This is a genomic window from Streptomyces sp. NBC_00466, assembly GCF_041433995.1.
GTDB lineage: Bacteria > Actinomycetota > Actinomycetes > Streptomycetales > Streptomycetaceae > Streptomyces.
Window position 1 is genome coordinate 6,767,959 of sequence record NZ_CP107896.1, and the last position, 16,419, is coordinate 6,784,377.

14 protein-coding genes and 1 pseudogene are annotated in these 16,419 nt (G+C 71.3%); 8 read left to right on the forward strand and 7 right to left on the reverse strand.

What is annotated here, in order from left to right; all coding sequences use genetic code 11:
* The first annotated feature begins 6 nt into the window (after positions 1 to 6).
* The 5 genes from OG210_RS30380 to pgm all read left to right on the forward strand — a co-directional run bounded on the left by OG210_RS30380 (position 7) and on the right by pgm (position 5,504).
* Positions 7 to 759: an amino acid ABC transporter ATP-binding protein gene (locus OG210_RS30380; protein WP_328335302.1), complete on the forward strand. Its 753-nt coding sequence runs from the start codon at positions 7 to 9 to the stop codon at positions 757 to 759.
* Positions 759 to 2,021 carry a M20/M25/M40 family metallo-hydrolase gene (locus OG210_RS30385; RefSeq protein ID WP_371539733.1) on the forward strand — a complete coding sequence of 421 codons (1,263 nt, stop codon included), beginning with the start codon at positions 759 to 761 and terminating at the stop codon, positions 2,019 to 2,021. The genes OG210_RS30380 and OG210_RS30385 overlap by 1 nt, the downstream gene beginning before the upstream one ends.
* A gap of 102 nt (positions 2,022 to 2,123) precedes the next feature.
* On the forward strand, positions 2,124 to 3,044 hold the full coding sequence (locus OG210_RS30390) for a MurR/RpiR family transcriptional regulator (RefSeq protein WP_328323752.1): 921 nt from the start codon (positions 2,124 to 2,126) through the stop codon (positions 3,042 to 3,044).
* The gene (locus tag OG210_RS30395; protein WP_328323750.1) at positions 3,044 to 3,811 is read left to right on the forward strand and encodes a class I SAM-dependent methyltransferase; all 768 of its coding nucleotides are present in this window, start codon (positions 3,044 to 3,046) and stop codon (positions 3,809 to 3,811) included. Before OG210_RS30390 ends, OG210_RS30395 begins: the two co-directional genes overlap by 1 nt.
* A 52-nt stretch (positions 3,812 to 3,863) precedes the next feature.
* Positions 3,864 to 5,504 (forward strand): phosphoglucomutase (alpha-D-glucose-1,6-bisphosphate-dependent), encoded by a 1,641-nt coding sequence (gene pgm, locus OG210_RS30400; protein ID WP_328323748.1) that lies wholly within the window; start codon positions 3,864 to 3,866, stop codon positions 5,502 to 5,504.
* Between the two features lie 31 nt (positions 5,505 to 5,535).
* On the opposite strand, the gene rho is transcribed toward pgm, so the two are convergent.
* Entirely contained in the window at positions 5,536 to 6,684 is a 1,149-nt protein-coding gene (rho, locus tag OG210_RS30405) for a transcription termination factor Rho (RefSeq protein WP_328323746.1), read from the reverse strand.
* A gap of 436 nt (positions 6,685 to 7,120) precedes the next feature.
* Between rho and OG210_RS30410 the strand changes: the two genes are divergently transcribed.
* The gene (locus tag OG210_RS30410; RefSeq protein WP_371540547.1) at positions 7,121 to 7,615 is read left to right on the forward strand and encodes a DUF5709 domain-containing protein; all 495 of its coding nucleotides are present in this window, start codon (positions 7,121 to 7,123) and stop codon (positions 7,613 to 7,615) included.
* Between the two features lie 67 nt (positions 7,616 to 7,682).
* Here the strand turns inward: OG210_RS30410 and OG210_RS30415 are convergent, their stop codons facing one another.
* Positions 7,683 to 8,819: a chemotaxis protein gene (locus OG210_RS30415; RefSeq protein ID WP_371539737.1), complete on the reverse strand. Its 1,137-nt coding sequence runs from the start codon at positions 8,817 to 8,819 to the stop codon at positions 7,683 to 7,685.
* Positions 8,820 to 8,915: 96 nt separating this feature from the next.
* On the opposite strand from OG210_RS30415, the gene glsA reads away from it, so the two are divergent.
* Positions 8,916 to 10,238 carry a glutaminase A gene (gene glsA, locus OG210_RS30420; protein WP_328323742.1) on the forward strand — a complete coding sequence of 441 codons (1,323 nt, stop codon included), beginning with the start codon at positions 8,916 to 8,918 and terminating at the stop codon, positions 10,236 to 10,238.
* A 119-nt stretch (positions 10,239 to 10,357) separates the two neighbouring features.
* Here glsA and OG210_RS30425 read toward each other — a convergent pair.
* Positions 10,358 to 11,251, reverse strand: a pseudogene (locus OG210_RS30425) (family 16 glycosylhydrolase); the annotation flags it as partial.
* A 470-nt stretch (positions 11,252 to 11,721) separates the two neighbouring features.
* On the opposite strand from OG210_RS30425, the gene OG210_RS30430 reads away from it, so the two are divergent.
* Positions 11,722 to 12,351, forward strand: a complete 630-nt coding sequence (locus OG210_RS30430) for an LAETG motif-containing sortase-dependent surface protein (protein ID WP_328323740.1) — start codon at positions 11,722 to 11,724, stop codon at positions 12,349 to 12,351.
* Positions 12,352 to 12,517: 166 nt separating this feature from the next.
* On the opposite strand, the gene OG210_RS30435 is transcribed toward OG210_RS30430, so the two are convergent.
* From OG210_RS30435 to OG210_RS30450, 4 genes are all read right to left on the reverse strand, one after another.
* Positions 12,518 to 12,922, reverse strand: coding sequence for a PTS fructose transporter subunit IIA (locus OG210_RS30435; protein WP_328323738.1), 405 nt, complete (start codon positions 12,920 to 12,922; stop codon positions 12,518 to 12,520).
* Positions 12,919 to 13,515 (reverse strand): dihydroxyacetone kinase subunit DhaL, encoded by a 597-nt coding sequence (gene dhaL / locus OG210_RS30440; protein ID WP_328323736.1) that lies wholly within the window; start codon positions 13,513 to 13,515, stop codon positions 12,919 to 12,921. The genes OG210_RS30435 and dhaL overlap by 4 nt, the downstream gene beginning before the upstream one ends.
* 33 nt (positions 13,516 to 13,548) lie before the next feature.
* Entirely contained in the window at positions 13,549 to 14,541 is a 993-nt protein-coding gene (gene dhaK, locus OG210_RS30445) for a dihydroxyacetone kinase subunit DhaK (RefSeq protein ID WP_371539742.1), read from the reverse strand.
* Between the two features lie 252 nt (positions 14,542 to 14,793).
* The gene (locus OG210_RS30450) at positions 14,794 to 16,260 is read right to left on the reverse strand and encodes a chlorohydrolase family protein (RefSeq protein ID WP_371539746.1); all 1,467 of its coding nucleotides are present in this window, start codon (positions 16,258 to 16,260) and stop codon (positions 14,794 to 14,796) included.
* Positions 16,261 to 16,419: the final 159 nt, after the last annotated feature.

The following is a 16,419-nucleotide window of genomic DNA, read 5'->3' on the forward strand; positions in this document are numbered from 1 at the left end:
ACACCGATGGTGCACGCCGACGGCGTACGCAAGAGCTTCGGGAAGGCCGCCGTACTGCGGGGCATCGACCTCACCGTGGAACGCGGCCAGGTCTGCTGTCTGCTGGGCCCCTCGGGTTCGGGCAAGTCGACCTTCCTGCGCTGCATCAACCACCTGGAGAAGCTCGACGGCGGCAGCCTGACCGTCGACGGATCCCCGGTCGGCTATCGCCAACAGGGCAGCAAGCTCCACGAACTGAGAGAGCGTGAAGTCGCTCTGAGGCGGCGGCACATCGGGATGGTCTTCCAGCGGTTCAATCTCTTCCCGCACATGACGGCGGTGCAGAACGTGATGGAGGCCCCCGTGCGGGTGGCCGGCGTCCCGAGGGCCGATGCGCACGCCGATGCGCTGCGCCTCCTGGACCGGGTCGGCCTCGCCGACCGTGCCGACCACTACCCCTCCCGGCTCTCGGGCGGCCAGCAGCAGCGGGTGGCGATCGCCAGGGCCCTGGCGATGCGGCCGGGACTGATGCTCTTCGACGAGCCCACATCGGCCCTGGACCCCGAACTGGTCGGTGACGTACTCGACGTCATGCGTCAACTCGCGGCGGACGGTATGACGATGATCGTCGTCACCCACGAGATCGGTTTCGCCAGGGAAGTCGCCGACACGGCCGTCTTCATGGACGGCGGCGTCGTGGTCGAGTCGGGGGATCCGCGGCAGGTGCTCGGCGAGCCCCGGCACGAGCGCACCCGCGCCTTCCTCTCGAAGGTCCTGTGATGTCCCGCGTACGGAAGCGCAGCGCGGCGGCGCAGGCCGCGGCCCTGCTGCTGCCCGACGCCGTCGCCCGTCAGGACCGGTATCTGGCCGATCTGGCACACCTCGTGTCGATCGACTCCGGCTCCTACACCCCCGCAGGAGTCAACCGGGTCGCGACCTGGACCGTTCACCGGCTGGCGGCCATGGGATTCGAGACGGAGCGGATAGCCGTAGCCGCAGACAGCGCAGACAGCGCAGACAGCGCAGGCAGCCCCGACCGCCCCGGCCAGGAGTCCGGTGATCTGGTGGTGGGACGGCTGCGCGGCCGGCTGCCGGTGGAGCGCGGCGGGCGGCGCATCCTGCTGGCCGGGCACATGGACACCGTCTTCGAGGAAGGAACGGCGGCGCAGCGGCCCTTCGCCGTGGACGGTGGATTCGCCCGCGGCCCCGGAGCCAGCGACGACAAGGGCGGCCTGCTGGCCGGTCTCGCCGCGGTCGAACTCCTGGTGCACCGGCGGATGCTGGACTTCGCGGAGATCGTCTTCCTCGCCACCCCTGACGAGGAGACCGGTTCCCCGGCCAGCCGTCCGGTGACGGCCTCGCTCTGCGCGGGCATCGACTATGGACTGGGCCTGGAGTGCGCCCGGGAGAACGGCGACCTGGTCATCGCCCGCAAGGGGGTGGTGGACCTCCTCGTCACCGTCACAGGACGGGCGGCCCACGCCGGTATCGAACCGGAACGCGGCGCGAACGCGGCGCTGGCCGCCGCGCACCTCCTCATCGCCTGCCAGCGGCTGAACGGACGCTGGAGCGACGTCACCGTCAATGTGGGGATCGTCAGGGCGGGCAGCCGCATCAATATCGTGTGCCCCGAGGCCGAGTTGCACGTGGAGATACGGTCGTCGACCGCCGAGGGCATCCGGTGTGCGAAGGAGGCGGTCGGAGCGGCCGCCGCCCGGCTGTCAGTGCCGGGCACCACCGCGACCGTGCGGCAGACGTACACCTGTCCGCCGATGGAGGACACCGCGCGGGCCCGCGCCATGCTCGGCCAGGCACGGGAGGCGGCAGCGGAGCTGGGGATCGGCCTGGGAGCCGCTGCCACCGGCGGTGTCGGGGACGCCAACACCATCGCCGGCACCGGAGTACCCGTCCTCGACGGCCTCGGCCCGGTCGGCGGCGGCGATCACGGCCCGGACGAGTGGCTCGACGTCACCACGGTGCCCGCCAGAACCGCCCTGCTGGGAGCCCTGATCGTGGCGCTCGGGGACGCACGCCCCGGCTGACCGGCCGCGCGGAGCGGGCCGCCGCCGGGCGGCCCGCCCACGCGATGTCACGGGGAGCGGCCCGCCTGCGTAATCTGAAGCCTCTGAAAGGTGGCGTGGCCCATGTCCTCACTTGCCGAAGAGATCCGGCACAGACTCGGCGACCTCAGTCCCGCCGAACGCAAGGTGGCCCGGGTACTCCTCGCGGGCTACCCGTCGGCGGGTTTCGAGACCGTGGCCACGCTCGCCGAACGGGCCGGAGTGAGCGCCCCCACCGTGATCCGCTTCGTCAACAGGCTCGGATACAAGGGGTTCCCCGGCTTCCAGGCAGCGCTCCGCGACGAGCTGGAGGAGCGCAGCGCCTCGCCGCTGGAGCTGTACAGCACGCGCGGATACGGCAGCGGTCCGCTGCTCCCGCAGCCCGGCGACGGGCCGGGCGAGGGAACGCGGAAACAGGAAGGGGAGCAGGGCAAGGGCGACCGGGAACAGGACGTGTTCAGCGCCGCGGTGGCCCGTACTCTGCGCGAGCTGCCGCCGCACGACCTGCAGGCCGCGGTCGGGCTGCTCAGCCATCCCAAGCACCGTGTCGTCCTCGTCGGCGGCCGGTTCACGCATCTGCTGGCCCAGTACCTGGCACTGCACCTGATGCAGCTGCGCGACGACGTGGTGCTCCTCCCCGACCGTGACGTGGAGCGGACCGCCGTACTCGCCGGGCTCGGCAAGCAGGACGTCCTCGTCGTCTTCGACTACCGCCGCTACGAACCGGACAAGAGCGTCATCGGCGAGATGGCACGGCGGCGCGGCAGCAAGATCGTGCTCTTCACCGACACCTGGCTCTCCCCGGTGACCAACGTCGCCGATGTCGTCCTGCCGAGCCAGGTCGCCGCCCCCTCTCCGTACGACAGCATGGTCCCCACGCTGGCCACGGTGGAGACGGTCCTGGCCGGTGTGCTCGGGCAGTTGGGCGAGGCGGGACGCAGCCATCTCGCGGACAGCGAGGCGGTGGCCCGGCAGGCAGGGCTCCAGCCGGAAGGCGGCAGCTGATGGCTTCCCGGGCCAGGGCCGCGCTCTCGGGCCTGCGGCGGCCGTTCACCCCGCAGGGTCCGACCCTCCGGGAGCTGACCGTGCAGGCGCTCTCCTCGATCGAGCGGGGTTACGACCTGCTGGCGCCGAAGTTCGACCAGACCCCGTTCCGTACGCCCGACCGCGTCCTGGACGCGGTCGGCTGCGCGCTGCGCCCGCTCGGCCCGTTCGGGGCGGGACTCGACGTCTGCTGCGGTACGGGCGCGGGCGCCCGGGTGCTGCGCACCCTCTGCACGGAGCGTGTCACCGGGGTGGACTTCAGCGCCGGGATGCTGGCCGCCGCCCGCCGGGCGGAGACGGGTGCGGGCGTACCGGTGGCCGAGTGGGTACGCGCCGATGCCCGGGACCTGCCGTTCCGGAGCGCCTTCGACCTGGCCGTGAGTTTCGGGGCTTTCGGCCACTTCCTGCCCGCTGAACGCCCCGGCCTGTTCGCCGGGGTCCACCGGGCGCTGCGGCCCGGCGGAGTGTTCGCCTTCCCCATCGGGGCGCCGCAGTCCTTCAGCGACCCGCTGTACTGGACGCTGCTCGGCTTCGACTCGGTGATGCGCGTGCGGAACCTGGTGTGGCGGCCGCGGTTCGTCATGTACTACCGGACGTTCCCGCTGGGCGCGGTGCGGGACGATCTCACCCGGGCCGGATTCTCGGTGGAGCTCCTGCCGCTGGAGGAGTTCGGCCGCCGGCCGGACGGCAGCCCGCGCTGGCGCCTCGTCGTGGCCCGGCGGACGTGACCGGGGTGAACTGACAAACTGGGTCCGACGATCGATACGGAGGAGTGGGCAGATGGCGCACGAACGGGCTGGGCAGCCGGCGCGGCCGGAGGACCTCACCGATGTCGCCCGGCTGGTGACCTCGTACTACGCGCTGCACCCGGACCCCGACGAGCCCGCCCAGCGGGTGGCGTTCGGCACCTCGGGACACCGCGGCTCGTCCTTCGCCACCGCGTTCAACGAGGACCACATCGCCGCCACCAGCCAGGCGATCTGCGAGTACCGCGCCCGGCAGGGGACCGACGGCCCGCTCTTCCTCGGCGCCGACACCCATGCGCTCTCCGAGCCGGCCAGGGTCACCGCCGTCGAGGTGTTCGCGGCCAACGAGGTGACCCTGCTCATCGACTCGGCCGACGGCTACACCCCGACCCCGGCCGTCTCGCACGCCATCCTCACGTACAACCGCGGCCGGACCTCGGGGCTCGCCGACGGTGTGGTGGTCACCCCCTCGCACAATCCGCCCGCCGACGGCGGGTTCAAGTACAACCCCCCGAGCGGCGGCCCCGCCGGATCCGACGCGACCGGCTGGATCCAGGACCGCGCCAACGAGATCATCGCCGCCGGTCTCAAGGACGTACGCCGGCTGCCCTGCGCCCGCGCGCTGGCCGCCTCCACGACCGGGCGCTACGACTTCCTCGATACCTATGTGAGCGACCTGCCCGCCGTGGTCGACCTGGACGCGGTGCGCGCCGCCGGTCTGCGCATCGGCGCCGACCCGCTGGGCGGTGCGTCCGTCGCGTACTGGGGCCGGATCGCCGAACAGCACCGGATCGACCTGACCGTGGTCAACCCGCTCGCCGACCCGACCTGGCGGTTCATGACCCTGGACTGGGACGGGAAGATCCGGATGGACTGCTCGTCGCCGTACGCGATGGCGTCGCTGATCGAGCGGTGCGACGAGTACCGGATCGCCACCGGCAACGACGCCGACGCCGACCGGCACGGCATCGTCACCCCGGACGCCGGGCTGATGAACCCCAACCACTACCTGGCCGCGGCGATTTCGTACCTGTTCACGCACCGCGAGCAGTGGCCCGCGGGTGCGGGCATCGGCAAGACGCTGGTCTCATCGGGGATGATCGACCGGGTGGCGGCCGGCCTGGGCCGCGAACTGGTCGAAGTACCCGTCGGCTTCAAGTGGTTCGTGGACGGTCTGGTGGGCGGTTCGCTGGGCTTCGGCGGCGAGGAGTCGGCGGGAGCCTCATTCCTGCGCCGCGACGGGTCGGTGTGGACCACCGACAAGGACGGCATCATCCTGGCCCTGCTCGCTTCCGAGATCCTCGCGGTCACCGGGAAGACCCCGTCCGAGCACTACACGGCGCTCACCGAGCGTTTCGGCGCGCCCGCCTACGCCAGGATCGACGCCCCTGCCGACCGTACGGAGAAGGCGGTGCTCGCCAGGCTCTCGCCCGGGCAGATCACCGCGGACACCCTGGCGGGGGAGCGGGTCACGGCGGTGCTCACGGAGGCGCCCGGCAACGGCGCGCCCATCGGCGGCATCAAGGTGACCACGGAGAACGCCTGGTTCGCGGCCCGGCCTTCGGGTACCGAGGACGTCTACAAGATCTACGCGGAGTCCTTCCTCGGGGCCGGCCATCTCGGCCAGGTCCAGGAGGAGGCGAAGGCTGTCGTCTCGGCGGCCCTGGCCGGCTGACGCCCGCAGCGGGAACCCGTGCGCCGGGAGGTCAGGCGCCGGGGACCGTGCGGTGGATCTGACGCAGGAAGGCGGCGTTGTCGGGTGTGTGCCGGATCTTCTCCAGCAGCGCTTCCAGCGTCGCCTGCCCGTCCCGGGAGCGCAGCGCCCGGCGCAGCCCCTGTACGGCGGCCAACTCGCCCTCGGCGAGGAGCAGTTCCTCGCGCCGAGTGCCCGAAGGTGTGATGTCGACGGCCGGGAAGACGCGCCTGTCGGCCAGTGCGCGGTCCAGCCGGAGCTCCATGTTGCCGGTGCTCTTCAGCTCCTCGAAGAAGTAGTCGTCGGCGCGGGAGCCGGTGTCGACCAGCGCGGTCGCGAGGATGGTCAGGGAACCGCCCTCCTCGGCGAGGCGCGCGGCGCCGAAGAGCCGCTTGGGGCCCTGCACCGCGGCAGCGTCGACACCGCCCGACAGGGTCCGGCCGCCCGATGACGCCGCGTTGTTGTGCGCCCGGCAGAGCCGGGTCAGGGAGTCGAGCAGGATGACGACGTCCTCGCCCTGTTCGACCAGGCGCTTGGCACGCTCCACCGCGAGGTCGGCGAGTGCGATGTGCTCCTTCGCCGGCCTGTCGAAGGTCGACGCGAGGACGTCGCCCCGTACGGAGCGGCGCATGTCGGTGACCTCCTCGGGGCGTTCGTCGAGCAGCACCACCATCAGATGGCACTCCGGGTGGTTGGCCGCGATGGCGGCCGCGAGCTGCTGGAGCAGCACGGTCTTACCGGTCCTGGGCGGCGCGACGATCAGACCGCGCTGCCCCTTGCCGATCGGGGCGATCAGGTCGATGAGACGGGTCGACGCCGCGCCGCCCGCCGTTTCGAGGCGCAGCCGCTCACGCGGGTGCAGAGGTGTTAGGTCGCGGAAGTGCCGACGGCCCCGAAGGGCCTCGGGCGGGCGGCCGTTGACCCGGTCGACCCGGACCGGGGCGCCGGGCCGCGGACAGGTCCCTTCGACGAAGTCGCCCGCACGCAGGCCGAACTGGCGGATCCGGTCGGCGGTCACCTGGACATCGTCGGGCGACGGGCGGGAGCCCGGGCCGGCGTGGGTGCGCAGCAGGCCGTGCCCCCGGCCGGTGACATCGAGGACGCCGGAGGCGGTGACGGACAGGTCCTGTTGGACAGGAGGGCGTTCGAGTGTGGTGGTCATGGTGAGTCCTTTCGCGGGCATGCCGTCTCGGGACATGCGGATGAGGGACCCGGCGGGGGCGGTGTGTCGGCACGCCCCGTGCGACGGGCAGAGAGCCCGGGCCGGGAGAGGTGGTGCTTGTGAGCCGGATCGCCGATCATGAGAAGAAAGGCGCAGCAGCAAGAGAACGCGAGACGCGGTAAATGCGATAACTGGCACCGGCGCCCATCGAGGGGCGTACACAAGTGCTGGTCGCACCGTACCACACATCCCGCACGGTGCCGCCGGGCCGTATCGGCCGGTACGGCTGCGGCTCCCGTGGGGCCGTCCGGGACCTGCGGCGTTGTCCTGGCACGGATATGCGAGCACGCTGGAAGGAAGAGAGGTCCTGCCGGGCGAGCGGCCCGGAGGCACGAACGGACGCACCGAGGGACGGACGAAGGAGCACACCGTGGCGATGGGAGCGAACGACGCCAGGGGTGACGACGTCTACCAGCCGGACGGCAGTGAAGTCACCGAGGACTCGGGCATTCTCGACCGCGAGGACACACTCAACGGCCGTGCCTCCGATCCGTACGACGAGGGCTGGTCCCCGCCGGAACGGCCGCTGGGCGTCGACCACGCGGCAACCACGCAGGAGGAGCAGCAGGAGGGCGAGACGCTGGACCAGCGCCTGGCCGAGGAGCTGCCCGACCCGGCGCTGCTCCGCGCACCGGGCGGCGACGGCATCGGCGACGCGTCGGACAGCGACGGGGAGCCGCTGGACGAAGAGGTCGGCGGTGACCGGTCGGGCCGACTCGTCGCGCCCGACGAAGGGGCGCACGAGGAGGCCGAGAAGGACATGCTGGCGGAGGACGTGGGCGTCGACGGCGGCGCGGCCTCCGCCGAGGAGGCCGCGGTGCACCTCGTCGGTGACCCGACGGCCGACGGCGGCGGGCCGCGGGGCCAGTAGCGCGGACCGGGGCCAGTGCCGGCCGGCCGATCGCCGGCCGACCGGGGTCAGCCAGCCGCGACCGGGGTCAGTAGCGCAGATCGGCCGCGATGCGGTCGTGGTCGGCGAGTGTGCCGTCGGGTACGAAGACGACCTCGGCCCCGGTGTCCAGGGCCAGCTCCACGAGCTCGTCGACGATGTCCTCACGGACGGCCTCGCCATCGGGAGAGGGCGCCCCCGGTTCCGGCGGATCGACCGGTACCAGATGCCCCTCCTTCACCCGTACGGTCCGCTGGAAGTTCTCCTCGACCGCCACCAGGGCGACCCGGCCCTCCCGTACCGACTCCCACACCTCGTCGAGACCCGCGGCGAAGGTCCGCCTGCCGCGCGCGGCGTCCAGCCGGTCCGCAGTCCGTTCGGCCGTCCGCGCCCGGAACTCGCGCAGGCTCGGCTCCAGCTCCCGGAACAGCTCGGGTGCCGGGCCGTTCACCAGCCCGCCGGTGAGGATCTTGGCCGCCGCGTGCCGGGTGGCGGTCCCCACGTCCTCCAGGAGGCTCAGCGCGGGGGCCAGACCCACCACGAAGAGCGGCCGGGGGGTCGCGGCGAGGACCGCGGCGAGCGCGCTGTCCACGTCACGGAGGTACCGGCGGGTCTCCTCGTCCTGGAACGTACTGGCCACGTCACCGATGCGTTCCTCGCGCTGCACATCGGTCTGCAGCTCGTCAGGGGTGACCGGGAAGCTGTTGCCCGTGTGCTCGCGCACCGTCCCCTGGTATCCGTGCCAGAGCGTGGCGCGGGTCGCGGCCACGACGAGCACCCAGTACGGGGTGGCCCGGGCCCGGGCGGCGACCAGGTTCCTGGTGAGGTAGCTGTCGCTGATCACCACGCGTTCCGGGACCTCCCTCGGCAGCACCCAGGTCTGGTACGTGTCGGCACTCGCGAAGATCACCAGCCCGTCCTGGGAGTACCGCAGGTCGATGTCCGTGTGCGCCCGGTCGAGCTGGGCCCTGAGCCCGGCCCGCACCTCCCGCTGCAGCGGTTCGCCGCCGTTGGTCCAGGTGTCGATCCGGCGGCCCGCCTCGGCCACGAGATTGCGCAGCCGCACCGCGTCCTGGGCGTTGTCCGTCTCGCGCCGGTGCGTCGGCATACTCACGGACACCACCGGATGGGGCTGCTTCTTGCGCAGGCTCTGCAGGACCGCAGGCGTCAGAGCGTTGGTTTCCATGACTCCCTTTCTGGTACTGGTGCCCTTCACGATCCACCAGCCGCCGCACGGCTGCATCCGGACGCGGCCCGCCCGCATCCGTGATTAGCATGGCGAATGGCGAAGGACAGCCCCGTACTCGACGTGGTGACGGAATCCCTGGCGGAGCTCCATGACCGGCTCGGCGCACTGCGGGACGGCGCCGTCGCCGGCTACATCCCGCAGCTGGCGCTCGCGGACCCGGACACCTTCGGGCTCTCACTGGTGAGCATGTACGGACACCGGTACCGGGCGGGCGACGCGGAAGTGCCGTTCACCGTCCAGTCGGTGTCGAAGCCGTTCGTGTACGCGCTCGTCCTCTCACTCCTCGGCCTCGACGAAGTGACCCGGTGGGTGGGTACGGAGCCGAGCGGCGAGGGCTACAACGCGATCAGCCTGGAGCCGGACACCGGGCGGCCGGACAACGCGATGATCAACGCGGGGGCCATCGCCACCACCGCCCTGGTGCCCGGCCCCACCGACGCGGAGCGGTTCGAGCGCATCCTGGACTGCCTGAGCCGCTTCGCGGGCCGCCGGCTGGACGTCGACGAGACCGTGCACGCGTCGGAGGCGGAGACGGGCGACCGCAACCGCGCGCTCGCGTATCTGATGAGCAGCCTCGGGGCGCTGCCCGGTCCGCCCTCGGTCGTGGACACCTACTTCCGGCAGTGCGCGGTACGGGTCACCACCGGCGACCTCGCGGTGATGGCGGCGACCCTGGGCAACGGAGGTGTCAACCCGGTGACCGGCGAGAAGGTGGTGTCCGAGACCGTCGCCTGCCAGGTACTCGCGGTGATGGCGTCCTGCGGGATGTACGACGCGTCCGGTGCCTGGCTGCTTCGGGTGGGTCTGCCCGCGAAGAGCGGGGTGTCCGGCGGGCTGATCGCCGTGAGCCCGGCGCGGTTCGGGGTCGCGGTCCACAGCCCGCCCCTCGATGCCACGGGCACTCCGGTGCGCGGTATCGAGGCGCTGCGGGAGCTGTCCGAGCGGTTCGGGCTGCATATGATGCGCCATCCCACGCTGTCCGCCCCCACCATCACGGAGGCGGACCACGGGACGCGGACGGGGCTGGTGGCCGCACAGGGCGCCCTGGACTTCACCGCGGCCGAACGGCTGCTGCACGGGCTGTCCGAAGTGGCTCCGGAGTCCGGCGGCTGGGTGGTGCTCGACCTGCTCGACGTCACCAGTGTGGAGCCCTCCGGCGCCTCGCTCGTGGCCTCCGCACTGGCCCGGCTGGAGGGGGAGGGGCACCGGGTGGCCGTCGTGGTCGATCCGCGCGCGCCGGGTGGAGCGCGGCTGACGCCCTGGCAGAGGTTCCCGTCCCGCGAGGAGGCCGTCGCCTGGTGCGAGCGGGGGAGGTCCGCGGGGGGCGCGAACGACCCTCGTCCCGGGGCGGACTGAGTGACTCAGGACCGCTGCCGGTGGCGGACGAACTGCTCAGGGGCGGACCCGCGCGGTCGCGGATCCGCCCCTGCGGTGTCCCGGTGCTGTGGTCTCAGCGCGGTGGTCTCTCAGTGCCGGCGGGCCGTCCCGGCCGCTGGTGCGGTGTTGCTGGTGGTGACCTGCACCTCGTCGACGACCAGCTGCTGCGGGAAGGCGGTGCTGCCGTCCGGGTCGCCCGGCCAGTATCCGCCGACGGCCAGGTTGAGGATCAGGAAGAAGGGTTTGTTGAACACCCACTGGTTCCCGCCCACATCGGCGGGCGTACGGGTCTGGTACACGTTGCCGTCCACGGACCAGGTGATGGAGTCGGGCGCCCAGTCGACGGCGAAGGTGTGGAAGCCGTCGGAGAACGCCTGGCCGCCCGGGAGCGAATAGGGGGCGCCGATGCCGGCGGAGCCGGAGTAGCCCGGGCCGTGGATCGTGCCATGGACGGTCGACGGTTCGAAGCCGACGTTCTCCATGACGTCGATCTCACCGGAGTTGGGCCAGCCGACCTGTCCGATGTCGTCGCCCAGCATCCAGAAGGCGGGCCACATGCCCTGCCCCTTGGGGATCTTCATCCGGGCCTCTACATGGCCGTACGCGGCCGAGAACTTGCCCGAGGTGTTCAGCCGCGCCGATGTGTACTCGCACGAGCCGTACCAGCACTGGTAGTTGTTCGGGTTCTCCTTGCGCGCCGTGATGACCAGATGGCCCTGGCCGTCGAGCGCGGCGTTGGCGTTGCCCGGTGTGTAGTACTCGCGTTCGTGGTTGTCGACGTTGTCGCCGGTCTCCGTCTGCCACTTGCTGCCGTCGACGGCGGAGCCCGCCGGACCGTCGAAGGTGTCGGAGAAGGTTCCGCCGGCCGCCACTGCCGGACGGCCGGCGGCGGAGGGGTTGTCGGCGCTCGCGGTGGACGCGACGACCGGGGCGAGGAGCAGGGCTGACGCGGTGGCGACGAGGAGCCGCCGGGCCAGGCGTGTGGAGGCCATGGTTCTCCTTCCGGTGCACGGATCAGGTGCACTGAAGGCATGTATGACATGGATATGACAGACATGCGCAGCGAGGCCGCCCGGGGGAGCGTGGCGGCCGGGGTGGGGGGTGCGCGGTTCACTTCGAGATTTAAGAAGTGAACCAACCCGCTGTCAAGGTCTTGGTATGTACCACTCCGGGTAAAGGTGAATTCATGCCTGAACGCATGGAAATGAAAAGGGATATGTGTCCGAGTTGTGTGTTCGACAACTGAAAGGAACGCGTACTGGAGGGGTTTGACGACTGGTCCGGACCTGACCTGGAATTCACCGGGGTGACAGAGGTCGGTACCCCGTATGCCAACTGCCCGGTGATCCCCGGTGGTTGGTTACCGGAGTGAAGCACGGGGCGCCTGTGTGACAGGTGGCACGAGGGCGATACCCTGCGCGCGCACCGCCAAACGGGCGGCGCAGCATGTGTGGAGGATTTTGTGACCGTTTCCAATAGATCGTGGCGGCTCCGGGGGGCCTTCATAGCCGCAGCGGCGAGTGTGGTCGGCGTCGGTCTGTGTGCTGTCCCGGCTCAGGCGCACACTCCGACGTGGAGCGTTTCGTGCTCCGAGGTCACCCTTGACCTGACGGCGTACAACCCTGGCGTCACCAACACCGTGACCGTCAGCGTGGACGGGAAGGACATCCTTCCCACGGAGAAGTTCGGCTCGGCGGTCAACAGGACGCTGCCGCTGGGTGAGCACACCAAGCCGCTCACCGTGCACCTGGTCGTGAAGGCCGGCGACGGGGACCAGTTCTCCAGGGACGAGACGAAGACGGCGCCCGTCTGCGCCACGCCGCCGCCCGCCTCGCCGCCGCCCGTCACGCAGCCCCCGACGGCGGCCCCGAGCTCCGCGCCCCCCGTCCCGAGCAAGGCCCCGAGCTCCGCGCCCAGTAGCCCGGCAGCCGCGGCCCCCGCGCCGTCGCCGAGCTCGAGCGCGCCGTCGGACCTGGCCGAGACCGGTTCCTCCAGCTCCACGCCGCTCATCGCGGGTGCGGCTGCCGTGGTGATCCTCGCCGGTGGCGGCATCATGTTCGCCGCGCGCAAGCGTCGCAGCAGCCAGAACTGATCCACCACGACTGCCGGCGCCTCCGTGTGAGCGCCGGCAGTTCTGTGTACGGGCGGTTTCCCGTCCGGAGCCTCCTGGCTGCCGGCCCAGCAGGGCACCGCCGTTGACCTGCGGGATCAGCCCGGTCGTGTACGCGCCGGGCGCCGCGGGACAACAGCGGAGGCCCTCACACCTTGCGGTAGTCGTACGCCTCCACGGCCGCGGCCTCCACCGCGTCCAGGTCGCCCCCGGCCGAAGCGGTGACCATGGCCGCCACCGAACCCTCCAGGAACGGCGCGTCCACCAGCCTTGTGTTGTCCGGGAGTTCATCGCCCTCGGCCAGCAGCGCCTTCACGGTCAGCACCGCGCTGCCGAGATCGACGAGGACCGCCACACCGGCACCCCGGTCCACCGCCGCGGCTGCCGCCGAGATCAGCTCCGAACTGGTACCGAGGCCGCCGTCCGGGGTTCCGCCCGCTGCGGCGACCGGAGCGGTCGTAGCCCCGCCCGCCAGCCCGGTCGCCAGTTCGGCCACGGCCGCCGCGACCGGCGCGCTGTGGGACACCAGGACGATCCCCACCAGCGCGCTCATGCGGCAGCCTCCGCCAGGGCGCCGAACAGCAGCGCCGACGATGTCGCCCCCGGATCCTGGTGGCCGATGCTGCGCTCACCGAGATAGCTCGCCCGGCCCTTGCGCGCCAGCATCGGTACGGTCGCGACCGCCCCGGCATCCGCGGCCTTCGCCGCCGCGGTGAAGGACTCCCCGAGCGCGTCGGCAGCGGGCAGCAGCGCGTCCAGCATCGTCTTGTCGCCCGCGGCGGCGCCACCGAGCCGGCCCACCGCCTCCGTCCCCGCCTTCAGTGCGGCGGACAGCTGCTCCCGGTCCACGGAAGGGGAGTCGCCCAGCGACTTGCCGGTACGGCGCAGCAGCGTCCCGTACAGCGGTCCGGACGCCCCGCCGACGGTGGAGATGAGCTGCCGCCCGGCCAGTGTGAGGACCGCGCCCGGGGTCTGCGGGGCCTCCTTCTCCAGCGCGTCCCGCACGGCGGCGAACCCGCGCCGCAGGTTGCTGCCGTGGTCGGCGTCGCCGATGGCCGAGTCCAGTTCGGTCAGCCGGTCCGCCTCCCTGTCGACGGCCGCGGCCGTACCGGCCATCCAGCGGCGGAAGAATTCGGCGTCGAGCACAGGTCCTCCTTGATGAGTCGGTACACGGGACGGTCAGCAGCCCCAGCGCAGCGCGGCCGTACTGACCGGCGCGTCCCACAACCGCAGCAGCTCCTCGTCCACCTGGCAGAGCGTCACCGAGCAGCCTGCCATGTCGAGTGAGGTCACATAGTTGCCCACGAGGGTACGGGCGACGGTCACGCCACGCTCGGCCAGTACCCGCTGCACCTCGGCATTGAAGCCGTACAGCTCCAGCAGGGGAGTCGCCCCGGCGCCGTTCACCAGGGCGAGTACCGGAAGCTCCGGCCGCAGGTCCTCCAGGACGGCGTTCACCGCGTAGTCCGCGATCTCCCGCGAGGTCATCATCGCGCGCCGCTCCCGCCCCGGCTCGCCGTGGATCCCGACACCCAACTCCAGCTGACCGGAGGGAAGATCGAAAGTGGGGCCGCCCTTGGCCGGCGTACTGCAGGCGCTCAGGGCGACCCCGAAGGACCGCGCACCGGCACATACCTTCCGGGCGATGGCCTCGACCCGCTCCAGCGGCGCGCCCTCGTCGGCCGCGGCCCCCGCCAGCTTCTCCACGAAGAGGGTGGCCCCCGTGCCGCGCCGGCCGGCCGTGAACGTGCTGTCGCTCACCGCCACGTCATCGTTGACCAGCACCTTGGCGACCCGTACGCCCTCGTCCTCCGCGAGCTCCGCCGCCATGTCGAAGTTGAGCACGTCACCCGTGTAGTTCTTCACGATGAACAGCACGCCTTCACCGCTGTCGACGGCTGCCGCTGCCCGCACCATCTGATCGGGCACCGGCGACGTGAACACCTCGCCGGGACAGGCGGCGGAGAGCATCCCGCGCCCGACGAACCCGCCGTGCAGCGGCTCGTGCCCCGACCCGCCGCCCGAGACCAGCGCGACCTTCCCCGCCACGGGTGCGTCGCCCCGTACGATCACGCGGTTCTCGACATCGACGGACAGCTCCGGATGCGCGGCGGCCATTCCGCGCAGGGCGTCCGCTACCACGGTTTCCGGGACATTGATCAGCATTCTCATAGTGTCCTCCAGTCGCGCAAGCAGGTAGGCCTGTGAGCTGTATCTTCCCTGTTCAAGGAGGTTTCAGCAGCTATTGATACGGGCGGTTCGCGGCGGCGATCGGCGGGTTTCGGCGAAGCTGGTGCCGACCGAATGCTGACTTTATGACGGCCGCTCCGGACTTGGCGAGCGGTGCCCCGGACCTGTTCGGTGCTGTGTTCGCCGGGATGGGTGGCCGCGGTGAGCAGGGCCAGGCGGGCGCCAGGCAGCGGCCTACCTCCGCGGAAACACCGGTGGGAAGAGTTCGTCCGCCGTGCGGTGGCGGTGGTCGCGCTCCGGGTACGCCGCCCTCATCACGTCGAACAGTTGCTGCCCCGCTCGCCTCAGGGCGGGGAGGTCGACCCCGGGGATCGAGCCGTCGCGCATCACCACCCTGCCCGCGACCATCGTCAGGACGGCGTCGCGCGCGGAGCCGTTGAGTACGAGCGTGCGCAGCGGATCCTCGGTGACGCCCATGCAGAAGTCGTCCAGGGCGAACGCCGCGAGATCGGCGGTGGCCCCGGCGGCAAGGCGGCCGAGGTCCGGCCGGTGCAGTGCGGTCGCGCCGCCTGTCCACAGTGCTTCGAAGTAGCCGGCGAGATGGCTCCGACCCAGGTCGCCGGCCTGGATCTTGGCGACCTGGGTGCCCACGTCGATTCCCCGGATCAGGTCCGGCGGGAAGGAGTCAGTGCCGAGACACAGGTTCACCCCCTGCGCCCGGTAGCCGCCGAACGTGTGGAGGTTGTGGGCGTACCGGGCGTTGGTCAGCGGGCAGTGCACGATCGACACACCCGCGCCGGCCAGCACCGCGACATCCCCGGTGTCGTTACCGAGCACTTCCGGGTGTACGTCCAGTACCACGCCGTGCGGGACGATCAGTCGGTCCGACAACAGTCCCGATTCGGCGATGAGTTGGAGCGGTGTACGCCTGTAGGTGTGCTGGATGAAGTCGCGTTCGGACATCCCTTGCAGGGCATGGAGGCGTACCAGCACGCCGCGTTCGTGTGCCGCCTCGGCCACGTCGCGGAGGAGGCCGGGGGTGAGTGTCTCGATCCGGCAGGGGAGCAGTACCCCGGTCACCAGCGGGTCGGCGAGCCGCGTGCTGTGGTCCAGGAAGCGCAGCGCGTCCGCCAGGCCGCGCCGGCCCGCCTCCTCGTCGAACGCGACCGTGCGCCTGCCGCCCGCGCCGATCACGTTGACCCCGGACCGGAACGACGGCCCGAGGAAGGCACGCAGACCCAGCTTGGCGGACACCTCGGCCATCGCCACGGAGTCCTCGTACGTCTCGGCCCAGTCGCTGTGCACCTCGGAGGCGATCGGCATATAGCTGGTGACGCCGTGCAGGGCGAGCTGGGTCAGTGCGTACTCGCGCACCGTGCGCCGTTGTGCGTCGTCGAACACCGCGCGGGGCGCCGCGAAGTACTCCGTCGACCAGGTGAAGCCCGAGGACAGATCCGGGGACGCCCAGGAGTCCAGGATCAGGTGGTCGATGTCGGTGAGGGCGTCCAGGTCGATGAGGCCGGGGGTGATCACCGCGTCACCGAGGTCGATGCGCTCGTCGGCCTGATGGTGGTCGAGTTCGGCGCGCGCACCCACGTCGACGATCGTGTCGCCGTCGGTCAGCACGGCACCGTCCGGGATCTCCACGTGCGAGCGTCCGTCATGGGCGATCACCCAGGAAGCGGTCACCAGGGTCTTCATCGGCAGCCCTCTCAGATTTGGTACACCAAGTAGGAGAATCAGCCACCAGGGTCCCGAGTACGGGTGGCTGCGGCGCGGTGCGGACGCGTCACCGGCGCCGGGCTCGCACCACGCTTCGCCTGACCATAACCTGCCGATGACTAGGGAAGTAAGACTGAT

Bases quoted from the DNA above. Each gene is read 5' to 3' on its own strand.
- OG210_RS30380 (WP_328335302.1), top strand. From the start codon at position 7: ATGGTGCACGCCGACGGCGTACGCAAGAGCTTCGGGAAGGCCGCCGTA.
- OG210_RS30385 (WP_371539733.1), top strand. From the start codon at position 759: ATGTCCCGCGTACGGAAGCGCAGCGCGGCGGCGCAGGCCGCGGCCCTG.
- OG210_RS30390 (WP_328323752.1), top strand. From the start codon at position 2,124: ATGTCCTCACTTGCCGAAGAGATCCGGCACAGACTCGGCGACCTCAGT.
- OG210_RS30395 (WP_328323750.1), top strand. From the start codon at position 3,044: ATGGCTTCCCGGGCCAGGGCCGCGCTCTCGGGCCTGCGGCGGCCGTTC.
- pgm (WP_328323748.1), top strand. From the start codon at position 3,864: ATGGCGCACGAACGGGCTGGGCAGCCGGCGCGGCCGGAGGACCTCACC.
- rho (WP_328323746.1), bottom strand. From the start codon at position 6,684: ATGACCACCACACTCGAACGCCCTCCTGTCCAACAGGACCTGTCCGTC.
- OG210_RS30410 (WP_371540547.1), top strand. From the start codon at position 7,121: ATGGGAGCGAACGACGCCAGGGGTGACGACGTCTACCAGCCGGACGGC.
- OG210_RS30415 (WP_371539737.1), bottom strand. From the start codon at position 8,819: ATGGAAACCAACGCTCTGACGCCTGCGGTCCTGCAGAGCCTGCGCAAG.
- glsA (WP_328323742.1), top strand. From the start codon at position 8,916: ATGGCGAAGGACAGCCCCGTACTCGACGTGGTGACGGAATCCCTGGCG.
- OG210_RS30435 (WP_328323738.1), bottom strand. From the start codon at position 12,922: ATGAGCGCGCTGGTGGGGATCGTCCTGGTGTCCCACAGCGCGCCGGTC.
- dhaK (WP_371539742.1), bottom strand. From the start codon at position 14,541: ATGAGAATGCTGATCAATGTCCCGGAAACCGTGGTAGCGGACGCCCTG.
- OG210_RS30450 (WP_371539746.1), bottom strand. From the start codon at position 16,260: ATGAAGACCCTGGTGACCGCTTCCTGGGTGATCGCCCATGACGGACGC.